The organism is Sphingomonas sp. M6A6_1c, assembly GCF_053345135.1.
In genome coordinates this window covers 281,366-301,962 of the sequence record NZ_JBKEZO010000003.1, presented here as the reverse complement: position 1 = coordinate 301,962, position 20,597 = coordinate 281,366, and the positions used below count along the sequence as shown (strand labels likewise).

The 20,597-nt window shown below is 71.2% G+C and carries 13 protein-coding genes; 10 read left to right on the top strand and 3 right to left on the bottom strand.

All coding sequences use genetic code 11. From position 1 onward, the window contains the following. Positions 1 to 377 precede the first annotated feature (377 nt). The 3 genes from malQ to ACLBWH_RS07470 all read left to right on the top strand — a co-directional run bounded on the left by malQ (position 378) and on the right by ACLBWH_RS07470 (position 5,092). Positions 378 to 2,285, top strand: coding sequence for a 4-alpha-glucanotransferase (gene malQ, locus ACLBWH_RS07480; RefSeq protein ID WP_447797901.1), 1,908 nt, complete (start codon positions 378 to 380; stop codon positions 2,283 to 2,285). Then, entirely contained in the window at positions 2,282 to 4,582 is a 2,301-nt protein-coding gene (treY, locus tag ACLBWH_RS07475; protein WP_447797899.1) for a malto-oligosyltrehalose synthase, read from the top strand. Before malQ ends, treY begins: the two co-directional genes overlap by 4 nt. Before the next feature lie 108 nt (positions 4,583 to 4,690). Beyond that, the gene (locus tag ACLBWH_RS07470; protein ID WP_447797897.1) at positions 4,691 to 5,092 is read left to right on the top strand and encodes a hypothetical protein; all 402 of its coding nucleotides are present in this window, start codon (positions 4,691 to 4,693) and stop codon (positions 5,090 to 5,092) included. Here the strand turns inward: ACLBWH_RS07470 and ACLBWH_RS07465 are convergent. From ACLBWH_RS07465 to ACLBWH_RS07455, 3 genes are all read right to left on the bottom strand, one after another. After that, the gene (locus ACLBWH_RS07465; protein WP_322848780.1) at positions 5,049 to 5,243 is read right to left on the bottom strand and encodes a hypothetical protein; all 195 of its coding nucleotides are present in this window, start codon (positions 5,241 to 5,243) and stop codon (positions 5,049 to 5,051) included. The two genes, ACLBWH_RS07470 and ACLBWH_RS07465, sit on opposite strands and share 44 nt — an antisense overlap. A 141-nt stretch (positions 5,244 to 5,384) precedes the next feature. After that, on the bottom strand, positions 5,385 to 5,801 hold the full coding sequence (locus ACLBWH_RS07460) for a cupin domain-containing protein (protein WP_447797895.1): 417 nt from the start codon (positions 5,799 to 5,801) through the stop codon (positions 5,385 to 5,387). 64 nt (positions 5,802 to 5,865) lie between these two features. Beyond that, positions 5,866 to 6,084: a hypothetical protein gene (locus ACLBWH_RS07455; protein ID WP_322848778.1), complete on the bottom strand. Its 219-nt coding sequence runs from the start codon at positions 6,082 to 6,084 to the stop codon at positions 5,866 to 5,868. Positions 6,085 to 6,271: 187 nt separating this feature from the next. Between ACLBWH_RS07455 and ACLBWH_RS07450 the strand changes: the two genes are divergently transcribed. The 7 genes from ACLBWH_RS07450 (at position 6,272) to ACLBWH_RS07420 (ending at position 20,436) form a co-directional block, all read left to right on the top strand. Continuing rightward, entirely contained in the window at positions 6,272 to 14,755 is an 8,484-nt protein-coding gene (locus ACLBWH_RS07450; protein WP_447797894.1) for a BapA/Bap/LapF family large adhesin, read from the top strand. A gap of 153 nt (positions 14,756 to 14,908) precedes the next feature. Further along, a complete protein-coding gene (locus ACLBWH_RS07445) occupies positions 14,909 to 16,174 on the top strand; it encodes a TolC family protein (protein WP_322848776.1) in 1,266 nt (421 codons plus the stop codon). Next, positions 16,171 to 18,315 carry a type I secretion system permease/ATPase gene (locus ACLBWH_RS07440; RefSeq protein ID WP_447797891.1) on the top strand — a complete coding sequence of 715 codons (2,145 nt, stop codon included), beginning with the start codon at positions 16,171 to 16,173 and terminating at the stop codon, positions 18,313 to 18,315. The genes ACLBWH_RS07445 and ACLBWH_RS07440 overlap by 4 nt, the downstream gene beginning before the upstream one ends. Next, the gene (locus tag ACLBWH_RS07435; protein ID WP_322848774.1) at positions 18,312 to 19,499 is read left to right on the top strand and encodes an HlyD family type I secretion periplasmic adaptor subunit; all 1,188 of its coding nucleotides are present in this window, start codon (positions 18,312 to 18,314) and stop codon (positions 19,497 to 19,499) included. The genes ACLBWH_RS07440 and ACLBWH_RS07435 overlap by 4 nt, the downstream gene beginning before the upstream one ends. Continuing rightward, positions 19,496 to 19,963: a winged helix DNA-binding protein gene (locus ACLBWH_RS07430; RefSeq protein WP_447797889.1), complete on the top strand. Its 468-nt coding sequence runs from the start codon at positions 19,496 to 19,498 to the stop codon at positions 19,961 to 19,963. Before ACLBWH_RS07435 ends, ACLBWH_RS07430 begins: the two co-directional genes overlap by 4 nt. Positions 19,964 to 19,977: 14 nt before the next feature. After that, positions 19,978 to 20,190 (top strand): hypothetical protein, encoded by a 213-nt coding sequence (locus ACLBWH_RS07425; protein WP_447797887.1) that lies wholly within the window; start codon positions 19,978 to 19,980, stop codon positions 20,188 to 20,190. Between the two features lie 72 nt (positions 20,191 to 20,262). Next, entirely contained in the window at positions 20,263 to 20,436 is a 174-nt protein-coding gene (locus ACLBWH_RS07420) for a hypothetical protein (protein ID WP_322848771.1), read from the top strand. The last annotated feature ends 161 nt before the right edge of the window (positions 20,437 to 20,597 follow it).

The window sequence follows — 20,597 nt, the reverse complement described above, 5'->3', positions numbered from 1 at the left end:
GGCGCGCAGAGGCGCGGAGGACGCAGAGGGGTCGCGGCCGGGACCGGCGGCGGGACTCCCGATAAGCCGGAATTGATTCACGCGGAGGCGCGGAGGAGCGGAGCAGGCCAGCGTCCGCGGCAGCCTTCTTCTCACCTCCGCGCCTCCGCGCCTCCGCGTGCAGCGAACATCATCGAGACGGATCATAGGGCCACGACATCGGCCAAGCCGCACGACCCCCTCCGCGTTCTCCGCGCCTCCGCGCGAATCCACCTCTTCTGTACACCGGCGAAGGCCGGGGCCCAGTTGGGGGACGCAAAGAACGAAGCGCATCACGTCATAACCACGACCTTCCCGACCGGGCCCAGGCCCTCGCCGGAATACCAAGGGGCGATGCGATGACCGACCTCGCCACCGAAGCCGCCGCCGCCGGGCTGCAGGTCGAATGGGAGGATGCCGACGGCCGCCAGCATCGCGTCGACGACGCGGTGCTGCGCGCGATCCTCGATACGCTCGACACGCGCGTCGACGGCGTGCCGTTCGTCACCGGCGACACCGGCCGCCCCATCGCCACATCCGTCGAACCCGGCGCGGCACGCCTGATCCTCGAAGACGGCACCACCCGCGCCGTCACCATCGCCGCGGACGGCACGATCCCCGCGATCGCCGAATCCGGCTACCACCGCCTCAACACCGCCACCGGCGCGATCACGCTCGCCATCGCCCCGCCGCGCTGCGTCGCGCCCCCGCCCGGCCATGGCTGGGGGCCGGCGGTGCAGATTCCCGCGCTGCGCGGGTCGCGCCGCGCGCCCTACGGCGACCTCGGCACGCTCGCCGAAGCCGCACGCGCGATCGCGAACGCCGGCGCCGATACGGTCGCGATCAGCCCGACGCATGCGCTCTTCCCCGCCGACGCCACCCGCTTCAGCCCCTATGCGCCGTCGAGCCGCCAGTTCCACCACGCGCTGCTCGCCGACCCCACGCTCGCCGGCCTGTCCGACACCGGTCCCGCCGGCGGCGCGCTGATCGACTGGCAGACCGCCTGGCCCGATCGCCTCGCGCAGCTCCGCACCGCCTTTGATCACGCCCCCGCCGGGCTTCGCGCCCGCTTCGATGCCGATCGCACGACCCGCCCCGACTGGGACGAACACGCCCGCTTCGATGCGCTCCACGCGCATGTCTTCGCCACGACCGGGGCCAGCGGCTGGCAGGACTGGCCTGCCGAATATCACGACCCCGCCGGCCCCGCGGTCGCCCGCTTCGTCGCCGACCACGCGCAGGACGTCGCCTTCCACGCCTTCCTGCAATGGCTCACCGACGCGAGCCTCGCCCAGGCACAGCAAGCCGCCCGCGACGCCGGCATGCGCATCGGCCTGATCGCCGATCTCGCCGTCGGGATGGACGCGGGCGGCAGCCACGCGTGGAACCGCCGGGACGACCTCCTCACCGGCCTGTCGATCGGCGCGCCGCCCGATCCGCTCGGGCCGCAGGGGCAGAATTGGGGGATCACCGCGCTGTCCCCCTTCGCGCTGCGCCGGACCGGTTTCGACGGCTTCATCCGCACCGTCCGCGCCGCGCTCCGCCACGCCGGCGGGCTGCGCATCGACCATGCGCTCGGCCTTAAACGCCTGTGGGTGATCCCGGACGGCGGCAAGGCCAGCGACGGCGCCTATCTGGCCATGCCGTTCGCCGATCTCCTCCGCATCCTCGCGCTCGAATCCCACCGGGCGAAGGCGATCGTCATCGGCGAGGATCTCGGCACCGTTCCCCCCGGCTTCCGCGACACGATGGCGGACAAGGGCATGCTCGGCATGCGCGTCCTCCCCTTCGAACGCGACGACACGGGCTTCACGCCCTCCACCGAGTGGGACGCGCAGGCGGTGGCGATGACGGGCACGCACGACACCGCGACGCTGGCGGGCTGGTGGACCGGCCGCGACATCACCTGGAACCACAAATTGAAGCGCAGCAGCGGCGACGAACCCGCCGACCGTCTGCGCCGCATCGGCGAGAAGAAGGCGCTGTGGACCGCCTATCGGGGGGCGGGCGTCGCCGCCGGCCCGGTTCCCAACGATCCCGCCGCCGCGATCGACGCCGCAATCGCCTTCACGCGTCAGGCGCCGTGCCCGCTGACCATCGTCCCGCTCGAAGACCTGGTCGGGATCGAGGAACAGCCCAATTTGCCCGGCACCACCGACGAACATCCCAATTGGCGCCGTCGCATGCCCGACACGACCGAAGCGCTGTTCGCCCGGCCCGAGGTCGCGCGCCGCACCGCCCTCCTTTCAGCAAAGAGCCAAGCATGACGCCCCGCGCCACCTATCGCATGCAGTTCCACGCCGGCTTCACCTTCGCCGATGCCGAGGCGCTGGTCCCCTATCTCGACCGGCTCGGCATCAGCCATCTCTACACCTCGCCGATCACCGTCGCCGCCGCGGGGTCGACGCACGGCTATGACGTCATCGATCCGACCCGCATCAACCCCGAACTCGGCGGCGAGGACGGCTTTCGCAGCCTCGTCGCCGCGCTGAAGGCACGGGACATGGGGGTGATCATCGACATCGTGCCCAACCATATGGGCGTCGCCGGCGGCGGCAACGCCTGGTGGAACGACGTGCTCGCCAACGGTCAGGCGAGTGCCTACGCGCGCGTCTTCGATATCGACTGGTCGCAACCCCTGCTGCTGCCGGTGCTCGGCGACACGCTCGCCGCGACGATCGCCAACGGCGACCTCGCGGTCGAGGGCGACGCGATCGTCGCTTACGGCGAACACCGCTTCCCGCTCCGCCCCGACGTGCAGGAAAGCGACCTCGCCACCCTGCTCGGCCGCCAGCATTACCGGCTGGCAAGCTGGCGCGTCGCCAACGACCGGCTCAACTGGCGCCGCTTCTTCACCGTCAACGATCTCGCCGGCGTCCGCATCGAGGACCCCGCGGTGTTCGAGGCGACGCACGCCCTCTATTTCCGCCTCTACGACGAAGGGCTGATCGACGGCGTCCGCGTCGACCACGTCGACGGGCTCACCGATCCGATCGGCTATTGCCGCACGCTGCGCGAACGACTCGGCCCCGACGCCTGGATCGTCATCGAGAAGATCCTCGGCGCGGGCGAAGGCCAGCCGGTGGGCTGGGGCGTGGACGGCACCAGCGGCTACGACTTCATGGAACAGGTCGCGACGCTGATCCACGAACCGCTCGGCGCGCTGCCGCTCGAGGAATTGTGGCAGGAGGTCAGCGGCCGCTACCAGGGCTTCGAGGCGGAGGAGTTCGAGGCGCGGCAGGATTTGCTCGCGTGGCAATTCTCCGCGCAGCTCGATGCCTGCGTCGCCGCCTTCGTCGCGCTAAGCGACGACGAGGCGGTCACCCCGGCGATGCTGCGTCGCGCGATCGAGCGGCTGCTCTGGGTGTTCCCGGTCTACCGCACCTATGGCACCGGCGACGCCGCCGCGCCGCAGGATGCCGCGATCCGCGGTCTCGTCCGCGAGCGCGTGTCGTGGCTGATTCCGCCCGGCGAAGCGCATGTCGTCGACCGCATCCTCGCCTGGCTCGCCGGCGAAGGGCCGCAGGGGACTTCGGACGAAGCCGCCGACGCGGTGCGCCGCTTCCAGCAGCTTTCCGCGCCGATCGCCGCCAAATCGGTTGAAGACACCGCTTTCTACCGGTCGGGGCGGTTGCTGTCGCGCAACGACGTCGGCTTCGACGCCACGATCCTCGGCATCCCCGTCGACGCCTTCCACCAGATCGTCGCCGATCGCGCCCGCGACGTGCCACACGCGATGCTGACCACCGCGACGCACGACCACAAGCGCGGCGAGGACGTCCGCGCCCGGCTCGCGGTGTTGAGCACGATCCCCGATGCGTGGCGCGCGCGCGTCGAGGCGTGGGAGGCGCTGTCCTGGGGCTGGGACCATGACGTCGACGGCGGCGACCGCTACATGCTGCTCCAGACGATCGTCGGCGCCTGGCCCGCCGAGGGCGCGGCCGGCGACTTCGCCGACCGGCTGAAAGCATGGCAGCAGAAGGCGTTGCGCGAGGCCAAGCTACGCTCGTCCTGGGAAGCCCCCGACGAGGACTATGAAGCCGCCGCCGCGGCGCTGATCGACGCCTATCTCGCCGATCCCCGCTTCGCCGCCGACGTCACCGCCTTCGTCGCCGAGATCGAACCTGCGGCGCGCGCCAATACGCTCGTCCAGACGCTGCTGCGCTATACGTTGCCCGGCGTGCCCGATCTTTATCAGGGCACCGAACTCGCCGACCTCAGCCTCGTCGACCCCGACAACCGCCGCCCCGTGGATTATGCCGAACGCGCCGCGTTGCTCGGCAGCGACTCGGCGCCGGCCAAGCTGCGGCTGATCGCCGACCTGCTCGCGCGCCGCCGCGCCGATCCGGCGCTGTTCGCCGACGGCGACTATCGTCCCGCCACGGTCGAGGGCAGCGATCGCATCCTCGCCTTCACCCGCAGCGCCGGCGGCCGCAGCCTGCACGTCGCCGCGCTCGTCCGCGGCACCGCGGTGCCCGACGCGACGATCCGCTTCGCCGACGGCAGCACCCGCAGCGCCGCGGACGCCTTCGCGCAGGACGCGATCTGGTATGAACTCGCCTGATTTCGACAGCGTTAACTAAGTATTTGATCCACAACAGTTGTTATAGGTTGTTTCACCGCCCCGGCTCCGGCACGTAGGCGTCAGTTAGACAAGAGAGGACGGAAGGCCATGCGGCAATCGCGCCTTGTAGACTTCTGGGCAAGAGCGATCGCCGCCCGCTCCCCGGTGATGCTGGAGCAGTTGCGCGGCGCGGCGCGGGATCTGCTTGCCTCGCGCAGCGCGCTGCGCTCGGTGATGCCGGCCGAGTTCGTCAACAACCCGCCGATCGACCTGCTGTACGCGCTGTTCGTCGCCGACGACCATGCGATGACCATGCCGCCGCTGATCACCGCGACGGGGGTCTCGGCGCCGGTCGCGCGCCGCTGGATCGACGTGCTGGTCGATCGCGATCTGGTCGCCGAGTACGGCGGTGCGATCACCCTGACCGAGGCGGGCTTCATGATGGCCGCCGACGCCTGTCAGGCGATCATTGAGTCGCAGACGGGCGCCGCGGGGGCGACCCTGAACTGAAGCGCAGCGCATCGGCCCGGCGCGTCACCGTGTCGAGCGCCTGCTCCAGCTCGGCCGCGGCCAACGTCTCATCCGCCGCGACGGCCAGCTCCAATGCCTGCGAGATCAGCTGCCGCGCCTCGTCGAGACGGTCGGCATTGTCGATAGCCATGCGCGAACCTCCGCTCCGATCGACACCCGTGCCGCGCGGTGGTGGATGCAACCAAGCCCGCTAAAAATCAAATGCCAATCGCTACCATCGGAGGGGTTGAGTCCCCCGATGGCGCGACATCTCTGAAGATCGTGTCCGGGCTTACTGCCCGACGGCATCCTTCACCGCGTCGACAGCCTTGGCGAGCAGCCCCTTCTCGGCCTCTTCCGCCTCGGCCTTGGTCTTGAAGGCGGCACCCTCCGGCTCCGCCGGGGGCGCGTAGACCGAGAACAGCTTGAGCGCGCCCGCGCCCTTGTTGACGATATTGTGCTGCGCACCTTTCGGTACCACGACGAGGTGGTTGGGCGTCGCCGTGGTCGAATGGCCGTCGATCACCACCTGCGCCTCGCCGTCGACGATGAAGGTCGTCTGGTCGGCGGGATGCGTCTCCATGCCGATCTCCTCGCCCGCGGGGATCGCCATCAGCACGATCTGCACCTTGGCATCGCGATAGACCTCTTTCTGCCAAAGGTCGTTGCGACCGGCGAGTTCGACCATATCCTTGTTGAAGATCGCCATTACCAAATTCGCTCCCATCCGTGCGTTCGCAGCACTGGACGAACGAGCGCCCGGCACGTTCCGCTCAATCCCACACCAGCCGCCAAAAGCTGCGCCACGCCCGCCACGGTCCGGGCACCGGCATCGCCACCGGCATCGGAGCCGGGCCAAGATCGGCCCGCCGCGTCGCATAGATGGCGGCAAGATGATGATGCACCCGCCGCGCCCGCTTGCACTGCGCCCGCCGCGCCATGTGCAATTCGTGCAATTCCCGGCGGCGCAAGTATTCGGCTTCGGGATTCATGGTCCTCGCCCCTCTCCTCTCTGTTCATCAGGCTAGAGTGTGGCGCGGAACCGACAACAGGATTTCAAACCGATATCGGTATCGAAGCAGCTTCGGGGTTTGACCCGACTTTACTAGCATAGAGCAATCGCACCTCGGTCCAATACGGACAAACTCGTGCAGCGAAGTGCCAGTAGAGGAATAGGCCATGAACGTCGAAGTGATCTCGAAGGCGAACGGCACCGTGAACCAGGTCGCCGGCAACAGCGTCGACCTCGACGCGCCGAGCATCGTCCGCCTCGATCTCACGCGTGCCCAGATCGCCGGCATGGATCGCCAGGGCCAGGATCTCGTCATCCGCCTCGTCGACGGTCAGACCGTGCGCATCGCCGATTTCTACCCCGCCAATGCCACCACGCCCAACGACCTCGTGCTGCGTGAACCCGACGGCCATCTCTGGGTCGCGCACGGCAGCGGCGGCGCAGCGCGATTCGCATCGCTCCGCGATCTCGCCGATCTCACCGCCACCGCCAGCGAGGGCGGTTCGTCGCTCGCGCTTCCCGCGATGCTGCTCGGCGGGGCCGCGGCGGCGGGCGGCATCGTCGCGATCGCCAGCGGCGGCGGCAGCGACGCCACCGCCGCCGGCAGCGGCGCCCCGACGCCCGATACCGGCACCGGTACTGGCACCGGCACCGGCACGCCCGACACCACGCCGCCCGCCGTGCCCGTCGCCTCCGTCCGTGGCGACGGCAGCGCGATCACCGGCCGCGGCGAGGCCGGCGCCACCATCACCGTCCGCGATGCCGCCGGTACGGTGATCGCCACCACCACCGTCTCGGCCGACGGCAGCTATACCGCGGTGATCACCCCGGCGCGTATCGACAACGAGCGGCTCACGATCACCCAGACCGATACCGCCGGCAACGTCTCGCCCGCCGTCGTCATCCAGGCACCCGACCTCACCGCGCCGACCGTCCCCACCGCCGCGGTCGATGCGACCGGCGCGACCGTCTCCGGCCGCGGCGAGGCCGGCGCCACCGTCACCGTCCGCGACGCCGCGGGCACCGTGCTCGGCACCGCTTTGGTCGCGACCGACGGCAGCTACACCGTCACGCTATCGACGCCCCAGGCCAATGGCGGCGCGCTGAGCGTCAGCCAGAGCGACGCCGCCGGCAACGTCTCGCCGACCGTCGCGGTCGCCGCCCCCGACATCACCGCCCCCGCCGCACCGACCGTCGCGGTCGACGGCACCGGCACCGTCGTCACCGGCACCGGCGAGCCCGGCGCCCGCGTCACGATCACCGATCCCGCCGGCACCACGCTCGCCACCGTCACCGTCGCCGCCGACGGCAGCTACAGCGCGACGCTCGCCACCGCGCAGGTCAACGGCGAGCGGCTCGACGCGCGCCAGACCGACGCGGCCGGCAACGCCTCGGGCACCGCCAGCACCGTCGCCCCCGATCTCACCGCACCGGGCCAGCCGACCGCGGCGATCACCGCCGACGGCGCCTCGGTCAGCGGCGCCGGCGAGGCGGGTGCGCGCATCACGATCGTCAACGCCGCCGGCACCGTGCTCGGCACCGCGCTGGTTGGTGCCGACGGCACCTATACCGTCGCGCTGACCCCGGCGCAGGCGAATGGCGAGACGCTGACGGTGCGCGAGAGCGACGCCGCCGGCAACCAGGCGACGCCGCTGGCGCTGACCGCGCCCGACATCACGCCGCCAGCCGCGCCGGTCGCCACGCTCGACGCTACCGGCACCACCGTGACCGGTACCGGCGAGCCCGGCGCCACGATCGTCGTCCGCGATGCCGCCGGCACCGCGCTCGGCTCGGCGACGGTCGGCGCACAGGGCAGCTATGCGGTCGTCCTCGCCACGCCGCAGGTCGACAGCCAGAGCCTCGCGGTCACCCAGACCGACGCCGCCGGCAATGCCTCGCCGGCGACGCCGCTCACCGCGCCCGATCTCACCGCCCCCGCCGCGCCGACCATCGCCGTCGCCGCGGACGGCGCCAGCGTCAGCGGCGTCGGCGAGCCCGGCGCCGCGGTCACCATCCGCGATCCGCTCGGCACCGTGATCGCCACCGCCACCGTCGCCGCCAACGGCACCTATGCCGCCACGCTGTCCACGCCGCAGATCGACGGCGAGGTGCTGAGCGTCCGTCAGGCCGACGCCGCCGGCAACGTCTCGCCCGTCGCCACCGCCACCGCGCCCGACCTGATCGTCGACGTCCTTCCCGCTGCGCCGACCGCGGCGGTGACCGGCGACGGCACCGCAGTCACCGGCGTCGCCGCCGGCGGCGCGGCGATCACGCTGTATGACGCCAACGGCGTCGCGATCGGCACCGGCACCGCCGCCGCCGACGGCAGCTACAGCGTTGCGCTGACCCCCGCGCGGCTCGACGGCGAGACGATCCGCGTCACCCAGGCGGATGCCGCAGGTGCGGTGTCGCCGCCCGCCACCGCGATCGCACCCGATCTCACCGCCCCCGCCGCACCGACCGCGGCGATCGACGCCACCGGCCAGATCGTCACCGGCACCGCGGAGGCGGGCGCGACCGTCACCGTCCGCGACGCCAGCGGTGCCGCGGTCGGCACCGCCACCGCCAATGCCGCCGGCGAATATGCCGTGCAGCTCGGCACGCCGCAGGCCAATGGCGGCACGCTCGCCGTCACCCAGGCGGACGGCGCCGGCAACGTCTCGGCCGCGACCGGCCTCGCCGCGCCCGACATCACCGCGCCCGCCGCGCCGTCCGCCACCGTCGCGACCGACGGCAACAGCGTCACCGGCATCGGTGAGGCCGGCGCGACCGTCACCGTCCGCGACGCCGCCGGCAATCCGCTCGGCACCGCGGTCGTCGCGACCGACGGCAGCTACAGCGTCGTGCTGACCGTGCAGCAGGGCAACGGCCAGACCGTCACCGTCACCCAGGCCGATCCCACCGGCAACGCCTCGCCCGCGACGACCATCGCCGCGCCCGACTTCACCGCCCCCGGCGCACCCACCGCGTCCGTCGCCGCCGGCGGCAGCACCGTGATCGGCACCGGCGAACCCGGCGCGACCGTCACCGTCACCGCCGCCGACGGCACCGTGCTCGGCACCGACACCGTCGCCGCCAACGGCAGCTATGCGGTCACGCTCGCCACGCCGCAGGCGAACGGCGAGGCGCTCACCGTCGTCCAGGCCGATCCGACGGGCAACACCTCGCCGCCGCTCGCCTTCGCCGCGCCCGATCTCACCCCGCCGCCGGCGCCCGCCGCGACGCTCGACGCCAGCGGCCGCATCGTCACCGGCACCGGCGAGATCGGCGCGACCGTCACCGTCCGCGACAGCGCCGGCGCGCTGCTCGGCAGTGCCATCGTCACCGCGCAGGGCAATTATTCGGTGACGCTCGCCACCCCGCAGGTCGATCGCCAGACGCTCGTCGTCGGCCAGGCCGACGGTGCCGGCAACGCCTCGCCCACCGTCGCGCTGACCGCGCCCGACATCACCGCGCCGCTCGCCCCCACCGCGACGGTCGGCGGCGACGGCCTGTCGGTCACCGGCACCGGCGAGGCGGGCGCGACGATCTCGATCCGCAATCCCGTCGGGCTGGAGATCGGCACCGCCATTGTCGCCGGCAACGGCAGCTATACCGCGACGCTCTCGACCGCGCAGGTCGACGGCGAGGTGCTCACCGTCCGCCAGACCGACGCGGCGAACAACGTGTCGCCGGTGGTCAACGCCACCGCGCCCGACATCGCCCCCGGCGTCATCCCGATGCCGCCGTCGGCCACCGTGACCGGCGACGGCAGCGCGGTGACCGGCCGCGCGATGGGTTCCGCCGCGATCACCGTCTACAGCGCCACCGGCATCGTCATCGCCACCGGCACCGCGGCGGCCGACGGCAGCTACAGCGTCGCGCTCGCCACGCCGCGCGTCAACGGCGAGACGGTGTTCGTCACCCAGACCGATGCGATCGGCGCGTCGCCGCCGACCACCGCGATCGCACCCGACCTGACCGCGCCGACGGCACCGACCGCGACGCTCGATCCGACCGGCGCGGTCGTCACCGGCACCGGCGAGGCCGGCGCGACCGTCGTCGTGCGCGACCTCAACGGCACGTCGCTCGGCACCGCCATCGTCACCACCGCCGGCAGCTATGCGGTGACGCTGTCCGCGGCGCAGGTCGACGGCCAGGTGCTCGCCGTCACCCAGGCGGACCGCACCGGCAACGTCTCGCCCGCGATCCCGCTGGTCGCGCCGGACTTCACCGCACCGCCCGCCCCGGTCGCCAGCGTCGGCGTCGACGGCACCTTCGTCAGCGGCACCGGCGAGCCCGGCACGATCGCCATGGTGCGCGATGCCGCCGGCAACCTGCTCGGCACCGGCACCGTCGACGTCACCGGCGGCTTCAACGTGCAGCTCACCACCGCACAGGTCGACGGCGAAAGCGTCCGGGTGACGCTCACCGACGCGACCGGCAACGTCTCGCCGACCGTCACCGTCGTCGCGCCCGATTTCACCGCCCCCGCCGCGCCGACCCTCGCGATCAACGGCGACGGTACCGTCGTGACCGGCAGCGGCGAGGCCGGCGCCCTCGTTACCATCACCAACGCCGCCGGCGCCGCGCTCGGCACCGCGACGGTCGCGGCGGACGGCAGCTTCACCGTCACGCTCGCCACGCAGCAGAACAACGGCGGCACGCTGACCGCGACGCAGGAAGATGCCGCCCGCAACGTCTCGCTCCCCGGCACCGTCACCGCCCCCGATCTGATCGCGCCGCTGGCGCCGACCGCGATCGTCTCCGCCGACGGCACCACCGTCACCGGCGCGGGCGAGGCCGGCGCGCGGATCGTCGTCACCGATCCCGCCGGCACGCCGATCGGCGTCACCATCGTCGCCGCCGACGGCAGCTATGCCGTCACCTTGTCCACGCCGCAGGCCAACGGCGAGCGGCTGCTCGCCACGCAGACCGACGGCGGCGGCAACGTCTCGCCGCCGGTCGCGGCGCTCGCCCCCGACATCACGCCGCCCGCGGCGCCGACACTCGCCATCGCCGGCGACGGCACGCTCGCCAGCGGCGTCGGCGAGGCCAATGCGACCGTCACGGTCACCGGCCCCGGCGGCTTCACCGCCACCGTGACGGCCGACGCCAACGGCAATTTCAGCGTCCCGCTCACCCCGGCGCGCCTGAACGGCGAAGGCTTCACCGCGATCCAGGTCGACGGCGGCGGCAACCCCTCGCCCGTCGCGACCGCGACTGCCCCCGACACCACCGCGCCGCTCGCCCCCAGCGGCACGGTCGCCGGCGACGGCGCCAGCATCTCCGGCCTCGGCGAGGCGGGCGCGACCGTCACCGCCACGAACGCCGCCGGCACGGTGCTGGGCAGCGCCGTGGTCGCGGCGAACGGCAGCTTCACGATCCCGCTTTCCGCCGCGCAGATCGACGGCGAGCCGCTGACGATCCGGCAGGCGGACCCCGCCGGCAACGCGTCGCCCGGCACCGGGCTCACCGCGCCCGACCTCGTCGCTCCCGCCGCCCCCACCGCGACCGTCGCAATCGGCGGCGCCAGCGTCAGCGGCCTCGGCGAAGCCGGCGCGACCATCGTCGTCACCGCTCCGGGTGGCGGCGAGCTGGGCCGCACCGTCGCCGCCGCGGACGGCAGCTATACCGTGGCGCTCTCCACCCCGCAGACCAACGGCGAGCTGCTCGGCGTCAGCCAGAGCGATGGCGGCGGCATTTCGCCGGTCACGCCGGCCGTCGCGCCCGACAGCACCCCCCCGCTCGCGCCGGTCGCGACGGTGACGGGCGACGGCGGCTTCGTCACCGGCACCGGCGAGATCGGCGCGACGGTGACCGTCACCAACGCCGCGGGCACGACGATCGGCACCGGCGTCGTCGGCGGCGGTGGCACCTATGCCGTGCAGCTCACGACCGCGCAGACCGATGGCGAGACGCTCACCGTCACCCAGCGGGATCCCGCCGGCAACGTCTCGGCGCCCGTCGTCGCCACCGCACCCGATTTGACCGCACCGGCAGGTCTCACCGCCACCGTCTCGACCGATGGCGCGCTGGTCACCGGTGTCGGCGCGGCCAACGCGGCGATCACCGTCACACTCAACGGCGTCTCGCTCGGCACCGCCACCGCCGACGCCACCGGTGCCTATTCGGTCACGCTCAGCACCGCGCAACGCAACGGCGAATTGCTCAACGTCGTCCAGGCGGACGGGGCCGGCAACGCCTCGCCGCCGGTGCTCGCGCTCGCCCCCGATCTGACCGCCCCCGCCGCGCCGACCGCGACGGTGGTCGTCGGCGGCACCCAGGTGATCGGCAGCGGCGAACCCGGCGCGACGGTGACGATCCGCTCCGCCGGCGGCGTGGACCTCGGCACCGCGCTCGTCGCCGGTTCGGGCGCGTATCAGGTCACGCTGACGACGCCGCAGCGCAACGGCGAGTCGCTGACCGCGATCCAGACCGACGCCGCCCGCAACGTGTCGGCTGGGATCACCGTCGTCGCGCCCGACATCACCGCGCCGGCGGCGCCCGCGGCGCTGGCGGTCAACGCGACCGGCACGACGCTCAGCGGCACCGGCGAGATCGGCGCCCGCGTCGAGGTGCGCAGCGGCACGAGCGTCCTCGGCAACGGCGTCGTCGGCGCCGACGGCACGTTCACCGTCAACCTGCTCACGCCGCAGGTCGCCGGTGCGACGCTGGCGGTGACGCTGGCCGATGCCGCCGGCAACGTCTCGGGCGCCGCGACGGTGGTCGCGCCGTTCGACATCCAGGCGTTCGGCAACGCCGCCAATGCGACGATCGACCTGCTGCCGGTGGTCGCCGCCGCGCCCACCGCGGTCGGCAGCGCCAATTACCTCGCCCTGGTCTCCGCCGGCGCGCTCAACCTGCAGGCGCAGGTGTTGGGCACGCCCAGCGTCCGCTTCACGGTGCAGGACGGCCACAATCTCGCCGCCAGCTTCACCTATGACGCGACGCTCAACATCGGCGTCACCAGCGGCTATAGCGTCGTCGTCCAGCGCTTCGACGGCACGCAATGGGTCGCGGTCAACGGCGCACCGGGCGGCTCGCTGCTCGACCTCAGCCTGCTCAACGGCAATCTCACCGCCAGCCAGACGCTCGCATCGGGCGAATATCGCGCCTTCCTCACCTATCAGAGCGGCCTCGGCGTCGGCGCCGGCCTGCTCGGCAGCCTCGCGGTCAGCGGCACCGACATCGATTATACCGATGTCGGCGGCGTCCGGCCCGTCGCCGCCACCGGCAACGTCATCACCGACCCCGGCGTCGGCGGCGCGGTCGACGTGGTTTCGCCGGGCACGCACGTGACCAGCGTCACCAACACCGTCACCGGCGCGACGATCGCCGTCACCGCAGACGGCACCGTCGTCGACGGCGAATGGGGCACGCTGGTGATCAACCTCAACGGCAGCTACACCTACACGCCCGACGTAAACGCCGCGGCGATCGGCCATACCGACGTCTTCAGCTATGCGATCATCGACCCGAGCGACAATGAGGTGGAGAGCGCCAATCTGTCGATCACCGTCGGCAGCGGCGCGATCACCGGCGCCCCGGTCGCCGTCGCCGACGTCGCGTTCGCGCCGGTCACCTATGCCAACGTCGTCGAGACGGCAGCACCGATCACCTACAGCTTCACCACGACGCCCGCGGTACAGCTGCCGCTGCTGCCGGTCGCGGTCGGGTCGCACGGTGAGCGGACCGATACGTTCGTCGTCGCGCCCAACACCGATGCCGACATCACCATCCGCGCGTCGACGGCGGCACTGCTCAGCGTTGCTCCCAATTATACGCTGACGCTGACCAATCTCACCGCCGGCACTACTCAGACGATCACCAACCTCGCGCTGGCCGGCGTCGGCGGCGCCAGCACCAGCTTCACGCTGAACGACCTGCCGGCGGGCAATTACCGCTATACGCTTGCCGCAGACGCGGTGGTCGGATCGGGCTTCTCCACCACCGTCACGCTGGCACGGACGACGACGCTGCTCGACAGCCATGTCGTCGTCAGCCCGGCGCCGGTCGAGGGCAGCCTGCTCGCCAACGACGACGCCCATTCCAGCTTCGTCGCGGTCCGCGTCGGCACCGGCAACACCTTCACCGAGGTCGGCAACACCCCGCTCGTCATCAACGGCGCGCACGGCACGCTCACCGTCGATGAGGTCGGCCATTACGTCTACCAGCCGAGTGCGACGCTGGCTTACTCGACCACCGACCTGACCGACTCGTTCACCTACCAGTTGGTGCAGCCCAACGGAGTCGCGGCGACCACGACTCTGAACGTCACGATCGACGTGCCCGGCGACAATGCCTCGGCGATGGTCCATTATGCCGTCGCACCGGTGTACAGTATCGAACCCGATGTGGTTTCACTGGATACGCACGCAGTGACCGCCGACGCCCATCTCGCCACCGCGCCCGCGGTCGCCGCGACGGGCGACGGCACGGCGATCGGGCTCGCCACCTACCAGCTGTTCGAAGGCCGCGGCGAACTCGAAGATGTGCTCTCGCACTATCTCGCCACGCAGCAGAATGGCATCCACGCCGATGCGTTGAGCGCCGATCACAGCGCCGCGGTGGCGCCGGTCGCCGCGGCGGTCGTCGCCGACCCGCTCGACTATCTCGCGACGCTTGATGATCAAACGCATCATGGAACTACCGTCAATCATGTTGTTTAAGCACCTCAAACTGCGTCTAAAGTATTGATGGCGAAAGAGTGAAATCTACTCTTTGTTAAGCAACCGGGCCTCTTTTGCACGGCAAGAGAGGACCCGGTTGCAATGCTTTCCCCACGACGGTTACCCGGATTATTGGTCGCGACGGGCGCGGTGATGGCCGTCGCCCTCGCCGGCAGCGGCATGGCCGCGGATGCCCCCGCCCCCGTGCCGGTCACGCTGGAAAGCGCCGCGCGCGACGCCGTCGCCTGGCATCCGTCGGTGATCGAGGCGGCGGGCACGCTCGCCGCCAGCGGCGAGGACGTCGCCGCCGCGCGCGCCGGCTATCTGCCGACGATCAGCGGCGGGCTCGGCAGCGGCTATGACAGTCGCGTGTCGGGCACCTGGTCGCCCCGCCCGCAATTCAGCGCGTCGCAGATGCTCTTCGATTTCGGCAAGGTGTCGAGCGACGTCGCCGCCGCCCGCGCCGGCACCCGCGCCAGCCGCGCCGAGATGCTGCTCGCGGTCGATACGCTGGTCCGCGACACCGCTTATGCGATCATCGAATTGCAGCGCGCCACCGCGCAGCGGATCATCGCCCGCGACCAGGCCGATCGCATCCGCCAGATCAGCGAACTCGTCGGCCAGCGCTCGACGATGGGCGCCGCCACCCGGTCGGATGCCTTGCAGGCGCAGGCCCGCGTCGAGGCGGCCGAAGCCAGCCTCACCCAGGTCGAGGCGGAGGAGCGGCGCTGGACCAGCAACCTCGCCTTCCTGCTCGGCCATCCCGCGCCCGCCGGCGTCTCCGCCGACGTGCCCGGCTGGCTGATGCAGGGGTGCGCCGGCCCCGCGCCGTCGTGGCAGAGCGTGCCCGCGGTCGCCGCCGCCGACGCCGAGACCGAGCGTGCCGCCGCCAACCTGCGCCGCAGCCGTGCCGATCGCTATCCGACCGTGTCGTTCGGCGGCGACGCCTCGACCGACGTCAACTCGCCGTTCGGCGACCGCAGCATCTATAATTTCGGCCTGCGCGTTTCGAGCAACATCTTCGCCGGCGGGCTCACCAAGGCGCGGGTGCGCAGCGCCGCCTATCGCCTCGACGCGGCCGAGGCGAGCGCGCGACGCATCCGCAACGAGAGCAGCCAGCAGCTCGCCGAGGCGCAGCAGCAGATCGACAGCCTCTCGCGCCTCGTCACCACGCTGGCCTCGCGCGAGGACAATATGCGCGAGACCGGCCGCCTCTACCGCATCCAGTATCTCGAAATGGGAACCCGCACCTTGGTCGATCTGCTCAACGCCGAACAGGAGCTGCAACAGGTGCGCTTCGACGCGGTCAACACCACCCAGAATTTGCGCCGCCTGCAAATCGACTGCCTGTACGTCTCGGGCCGGATGCGCGACGCCTTCGGCCTCTCGGGCACCTCGGTGCGCGGGGTGACGCTGTGACCGCCGCGATCGCCCCGGCGGCGCCCGCCGCCGTCGACGGCTGGCTCGAACTGCTCGCCCGCGTCGCCCGCCACTATCGCCTGCCCGTCTCCGAACAACGCGCGCGCCTCGCCGCGCAATGGGATCTCGGCGGCGACGAGAACGCGCGCATCCTCGCGCTCGCCCGCGCCACCGGCCTCACCGTCCGCTTCTCGACGCCGCAGGAGGTCAAGCTCAGCGGCTGGCGGCTGCCGATGATCGTCCGCCTCGCCGATGGCGAGATCGCCCTGATCGACGGCATCGACGGCGACGAGCAGGCGCGGTTGGTGCTGCCCGGCGACCGTGGCGGCCAGACCCGCCTTTCCCTCGCCGAGCTGCGCGCCGCCGCCACCGGCTTCGTCGTGCCGCGGCCGTCGCGCTCCTCGCCCGACGCGCGCGTCGACACCTATATCCGCCCGTTCGAGGATCATTGGCTGCGCCAGATCCTGATGCGCGACGCCCCCGCTTATGGTCATGTCATGGTCGCCTCGGTGGTCACCAATCTGCTCGGCCTTGCCGGCGTGCTGTTCTCGATGCAGGTCTACGACCGCGTCGTGCCCGCGGCGTCGATCCCGACGCTGACCATCCTGTTCGTCGGCGTGCTCGTCTCGATCGCGTTCGACTTCGCCTTGCGCCGGCTGCGCACCAACATCGTCGACGTGCTCGGCAAGCGCGCCGATCTGCGCATCTCCGACCGCGTCTTCGGCCACGCGCTGCGCGTCCGCAACCAGTCACGCCCGGCCTCGACCGGGACCTTCATCGCGCAGCTCCGCGACCTCGATCAGGTCCGCGACATGCTGACCTCGACCACGATCGCCACCGTCGCAGACCTCCCCTTCTTCCTGATGTTCCTCGGCCTGCTCTGGTATATCGGCGGCATGCTGGCGCTGGTGCCGGTCGTCGCGCTCGTCCTGCTGCTGCTCCCCGGCCTGCTCGCCCAGCGCCGGCTGCGCATGCTGGCGACGGAATCGATGCGCGAATCCTCGCTGCGCAACGCGATGCTGGTCGAGGCGGTGCAGGGTATCGAGGACATCAAGTCGCTCCAGGCGGAGGAACGCTTCCACCAGCAGTGGAACCACTACAATGCCGTCGCCGGCGAGGCGCAATTGCGCCTGCGTGGCCTCACCAACGGCCTGTCGGTGTGGACGCAGAGCGTGCAGAACGGCGTCTATGCGGCGATCATCTTCGTCGGCGCGCCGCTCGTGATTTCGGGCAGCATCACCACCGGCGTACTCGTCGCCACCTCGATCCTCGGTTCGCGGATGATGGCGCCGATGGCGCAGGTGACGCAGTTGCTCGGCCGCTGGCAGCACGCCAAGGTCGCGATGGGCAGCCTCAATCAGATCATGGCCTTGCCGGTGGACAGCGCCGACGCCGACCATCGCATCCCGCTGCCTGCGGTCACCGGCGCCTTCACGCTGCGCTCGGCGGTCTTCACCTACGCCGATCCCAACGCGCCGCCCGCGCTCACCGTCGCGGGGCTGGAGATCGCCGCGGGCGAACGGATCGCGCTGCTCGGCCGCAACGGCGCCGGCAAGTCGACGTTGCTCCAGGGCCTGTCGGGCATGCTGCAACCCGTCTCGGGCGAGGTACTGCTCGACGGCCTCGCGCTGCACCAGATCGACCCCGCCGACGTCCGCCGCGACGTCGGGCTGCTCACCCAGTCGAGCCGGCTGTTCCACGGTACGCTGCGCGAGAATCTGACGCTCGGCGCGCCGTCGGCGTCGGACGCCGAGATCATGGCGGTGCTCGCCATGGTCGGCGCCGACGCGATGCTGCGCCGGATGCGCGACGGCCTCGGCCATGTCGTCCAGGAGGGCGGCCGCGGCCTGTCGGGCGGGCAGGTCCAGGCGCTGCTGCTCGCGCGGCTGCTGCTCCGCCAGCCGATGGTCGCGCTGCTCGACGAGCCCACCGCGGCGATGGACGAGGCGACCGAACGCCACTTCATCCAGCGCCTCGGCGAATGGGGCCGCGACCGCACGCTCGTGGTGGCTACGCACCGCATGCGGATGCTCGATATCGTCGAGCGCATCGTCATCATCGACCAGGGCGGCGTCGTTCTCGACGGTCCGCGCGACCAGATCCTCGCCACGATGCGTGGCACACGGAGTGCGGCGGCATGACCAGCATCACCGCTGACGACGACCATCTGTTCGGGGGCGACGGCGAGGCCACCCGCGTCACCGCCACCCGCCTGATCTGGCTGCTCGCCGCCCTGTTCGTCGCCGCGCTCGGCTGGGCGTGGTTCGCCGACCTCGACGAGGTCGCGACCGGCGAGGCGCGCGTCGTGCCGACCAGCCGCGAACAGGTGCTGCAATCGCTCGAAGGCGGCATCCTCGCCAAATTGCTCGTCCATCAGGACGATATCGTCAAACCCGGCCAGTTGCTCGCGCAGCTCGACCCGACCCAGGCCGGTTCGACCGTCGAGGAGAGCGCCGCGAAATATCGCGCCGCGCTCGCCAGCGCCGGCCGCCTGCAGGCCGAGGCCAATGGGACGCCGCTGCGTTTCTCGCCCGAACTCGACCGCTTCCCCGAGCTCAAGGCGGCGGAGACCAGCCTCTACGAGACCCGCCGCCGCAGCCTGCAATCCTCGATCGGGCTGATCGACCAGAGCCTCGCGCTGATCGGCCGCGAAGTGTCGATCGGCCAGTCGCTGATCACCGTCGGCGCGGCGAGCAACGTCGAGGTGCTGCGCCTGCAACGCCAGCGCGCCGAACTGGAGCTCAAGAAGGCCGACCTGCGCTCGCAATATATGGTCGAGGCGCGGCAGGATCTCGCCAAGGTCATGGAACAGGTCGATTCGCTCGGCCCGGTGATCCGCGGCCGCTCCGATACGCTGAGCCGCCTCACCCTGCGCTCGCCGGTGCGCGGCGTGGTCAAGAACATCGAGGTGTCGACGATCGGCGGCGTCATCCCGCCCAACGGCAAGGTGATGGAGATCGTCCCGCTCGACGAACGCCTGCTGATCGAGGCGCGCATCCAGCCGCGCGACATCGCCTTCATCCGTCCCGGCCAGGCCGCCAAGGTCAAGGTCACCGCCTACGATTATTCGATCTACGGCGGCCTGGAGGGCGTCGTCACGACGATCTCCCCCGACACGATCCGCGACGAGGTGAAGCCCGACGTGCTCTATTACCGCGTCTTCGTCCGCACCAAATCGGATTCGCTGACCAACAAGGCCGGCCGCCGCTTCCCGATCACCCCGGGCATGGTCGCCACCGTCGACATCCACACCGGCAGCAAGACCGTGCTGCAATATCTGCTCAAACCCCTCAACCGTGCGCAGGAGGCACTGCGCGAACGATGAGCCCGCCCCTCGACCACGCCGCCTTCGCCGGCGCCACCCCGCTCGACGGCGATCCCGCCGCGACCTTCTCGCCGACGTTGCTCGCCCGGGCGCGACAGGCCCGCCAGCTTCGCGCGCGGATGAGCCACTTCCTGCCGCGCGACCTGCTCGTCGATCCCGCCTGGGACATGATGATCGATTTGTTCGTCGCCGCCGGCACCGGCGAGCGCCTGTACGTCAAGGACCTGACCTTGATGTCGGGCGAGAGCACGACCAGCGCGATGCGCCGCATCGACCGGTTGCAGGAGGCCGCATTGCTCTCGCGCCATCCCGACCCGACCGATCACCGCCGCGTCCGCGTCCGGCTCACCGGCAAGGGCTATACCGCGATGGCGGCGATGCTCGAACATCTGTTCGACACGCCCGACGGGACCGAGGCCCCCGCCGATCCACGCACGTTCCGCCCCGGCCCGGTGCGGCGCTAGACGGAGCCGACGGCATGACCCAGCCCCCCGCCCCCGACCATCTCACCGATCTGCAGACCGCGTTCGAGGACGGCCGCCTGTCCGGCGTCGACGGCAGCACGCGCGATTGCCCGTTCGATCATCGCTCGGTGCTGATCCTCGCCGCCTGGCACGCCGGCTTCTCGCATGGCCGTACCCAGGCACGCGGTCTGCCACCGCTGCCGCAATGGCCGCCAGATCGGGGTTAACCGTTCGTCTTATTTAACCTATTTAAGTGGTTAACGGGTGGAACGGCGATAATCGGTTGGAGTTGGACGCGGATGATCGATCCCGCCGACTCTGTCTTCGCCTTCGAGGAAGGGGATCACCTCACCCGCATCCACCTCAAGCTCGCGCTCGAGGACATCGGCTTCGTCGTGTGCGAGGAGGACGAGACGATCCACCTGCTCCACAAAGCGGACTGCGACACACGCGACGGCGCCGACCGCCGCTGACGGCGCTCCGACGGCCCCGGAACGGGTCGAGACTTATTTGGAAGGCCTGATGTACCCCGGCGAAGGCCGGGGCCCAGTTGGGTGAAGGGTTGCAATGACTTACATCGGCCTTCCCAACTGGGCCCCGGCCTTCGCCGGGGTACAATCTCGACGTGTCATGC

What these genes read in the sequence shown, in the direction of transcription:
- malQ (WP_447797901.1), top strand. Translation starts at nt 378, where the DNA reads ATGACCGACCTCGCCACCGAAGCCGCCGCCGCCGGGCTGCAGGTCGAA.
- treY (WP_447797899.1), top strand. Translation starts at nt 2,282, where the DNA reads ATGACGCCCCGCGCCACCTATCGCATGCAGTTCCACGCCGGCTTCACC.
- ACLBWH_RS07470 (WP_447797897.1), top strand. Translation starts at nt 4,691, where the DNA reads ATGCGGCAATCGCGCCTTGTAGACTTCTGGGCAAGAGCGATCGCCGCC.
- ACLBWH_RS07465 (WP_322848780.1), bottom strand. Translation starts at nt 5,243, where the DNA reads ATGGCTATCGACAATGCCGACCGTCTCGACGAGGCGCGGCAGCTGATC.
- ACLBWH_RS07460 (WP_447797895.1), bottom strand. Translation starts at nt 5,801, where the DNA reads ATGGCGATCTTCAACAAGGATATGGTCGAACTCGCCGGTCGCAACGAC.
- ACLBWH_RS07455 (WP_322848778.1), bottom strand. Translation starts at nt 6,084, where the DNA reads ATGAATCCCGAAGCCGAATACTTGCGCCGCCGGGAATTGCACGAATTG.
- ACLBWH_RS07450 (WP_447797894.1), top strand. Translation starts at nt 6,272, where the DNA reads ATGAACGTCGAAGTGATCTCGAAGGCGAACGGCACCGTGAACCAGGTC.
- ACLBWH_RS07445 (WP_322848776.1), top strand. Translation starts at nt 14,909, where the DNA reads ATGGCCGTCGCCCTCGCCGGCAGCGGCATGGCCGCGGATGCCCCCGCC.
- ACLBWH_RS07435 (WP_322848774.1), top strand. Translation starts at nt 18,312, where the DNA reads ATGACCAGCATCACCGCTGACGACGACCATCTGTTCGGGGGCGACGGC.
- ACLBWH_RS07430 (WP_447797889.1), top strand. Translation starts at nt 19,496, where the DNA reads ATGAGCCCGCCCCTCGACCACGCCGCCTTCGCCGGCGCCACCCCGCTC.
- ACLBWH_RS07425 (WP_447797887.1), top strand. Translation starts at nt 19,978, where the DNA reads ATGACCCAGCCCCCCGCCCCCGACCATCTCACCGATCTGCAGACCGCG.
- ACLBWH_RS07420 (WP_322848771.1), top strand. Translation starts at nt 20,263, where the DNA reads ATGATCGATCCCGCCGACTCTGTCTTCGCCTTCGAGGAAGGGGATCAC.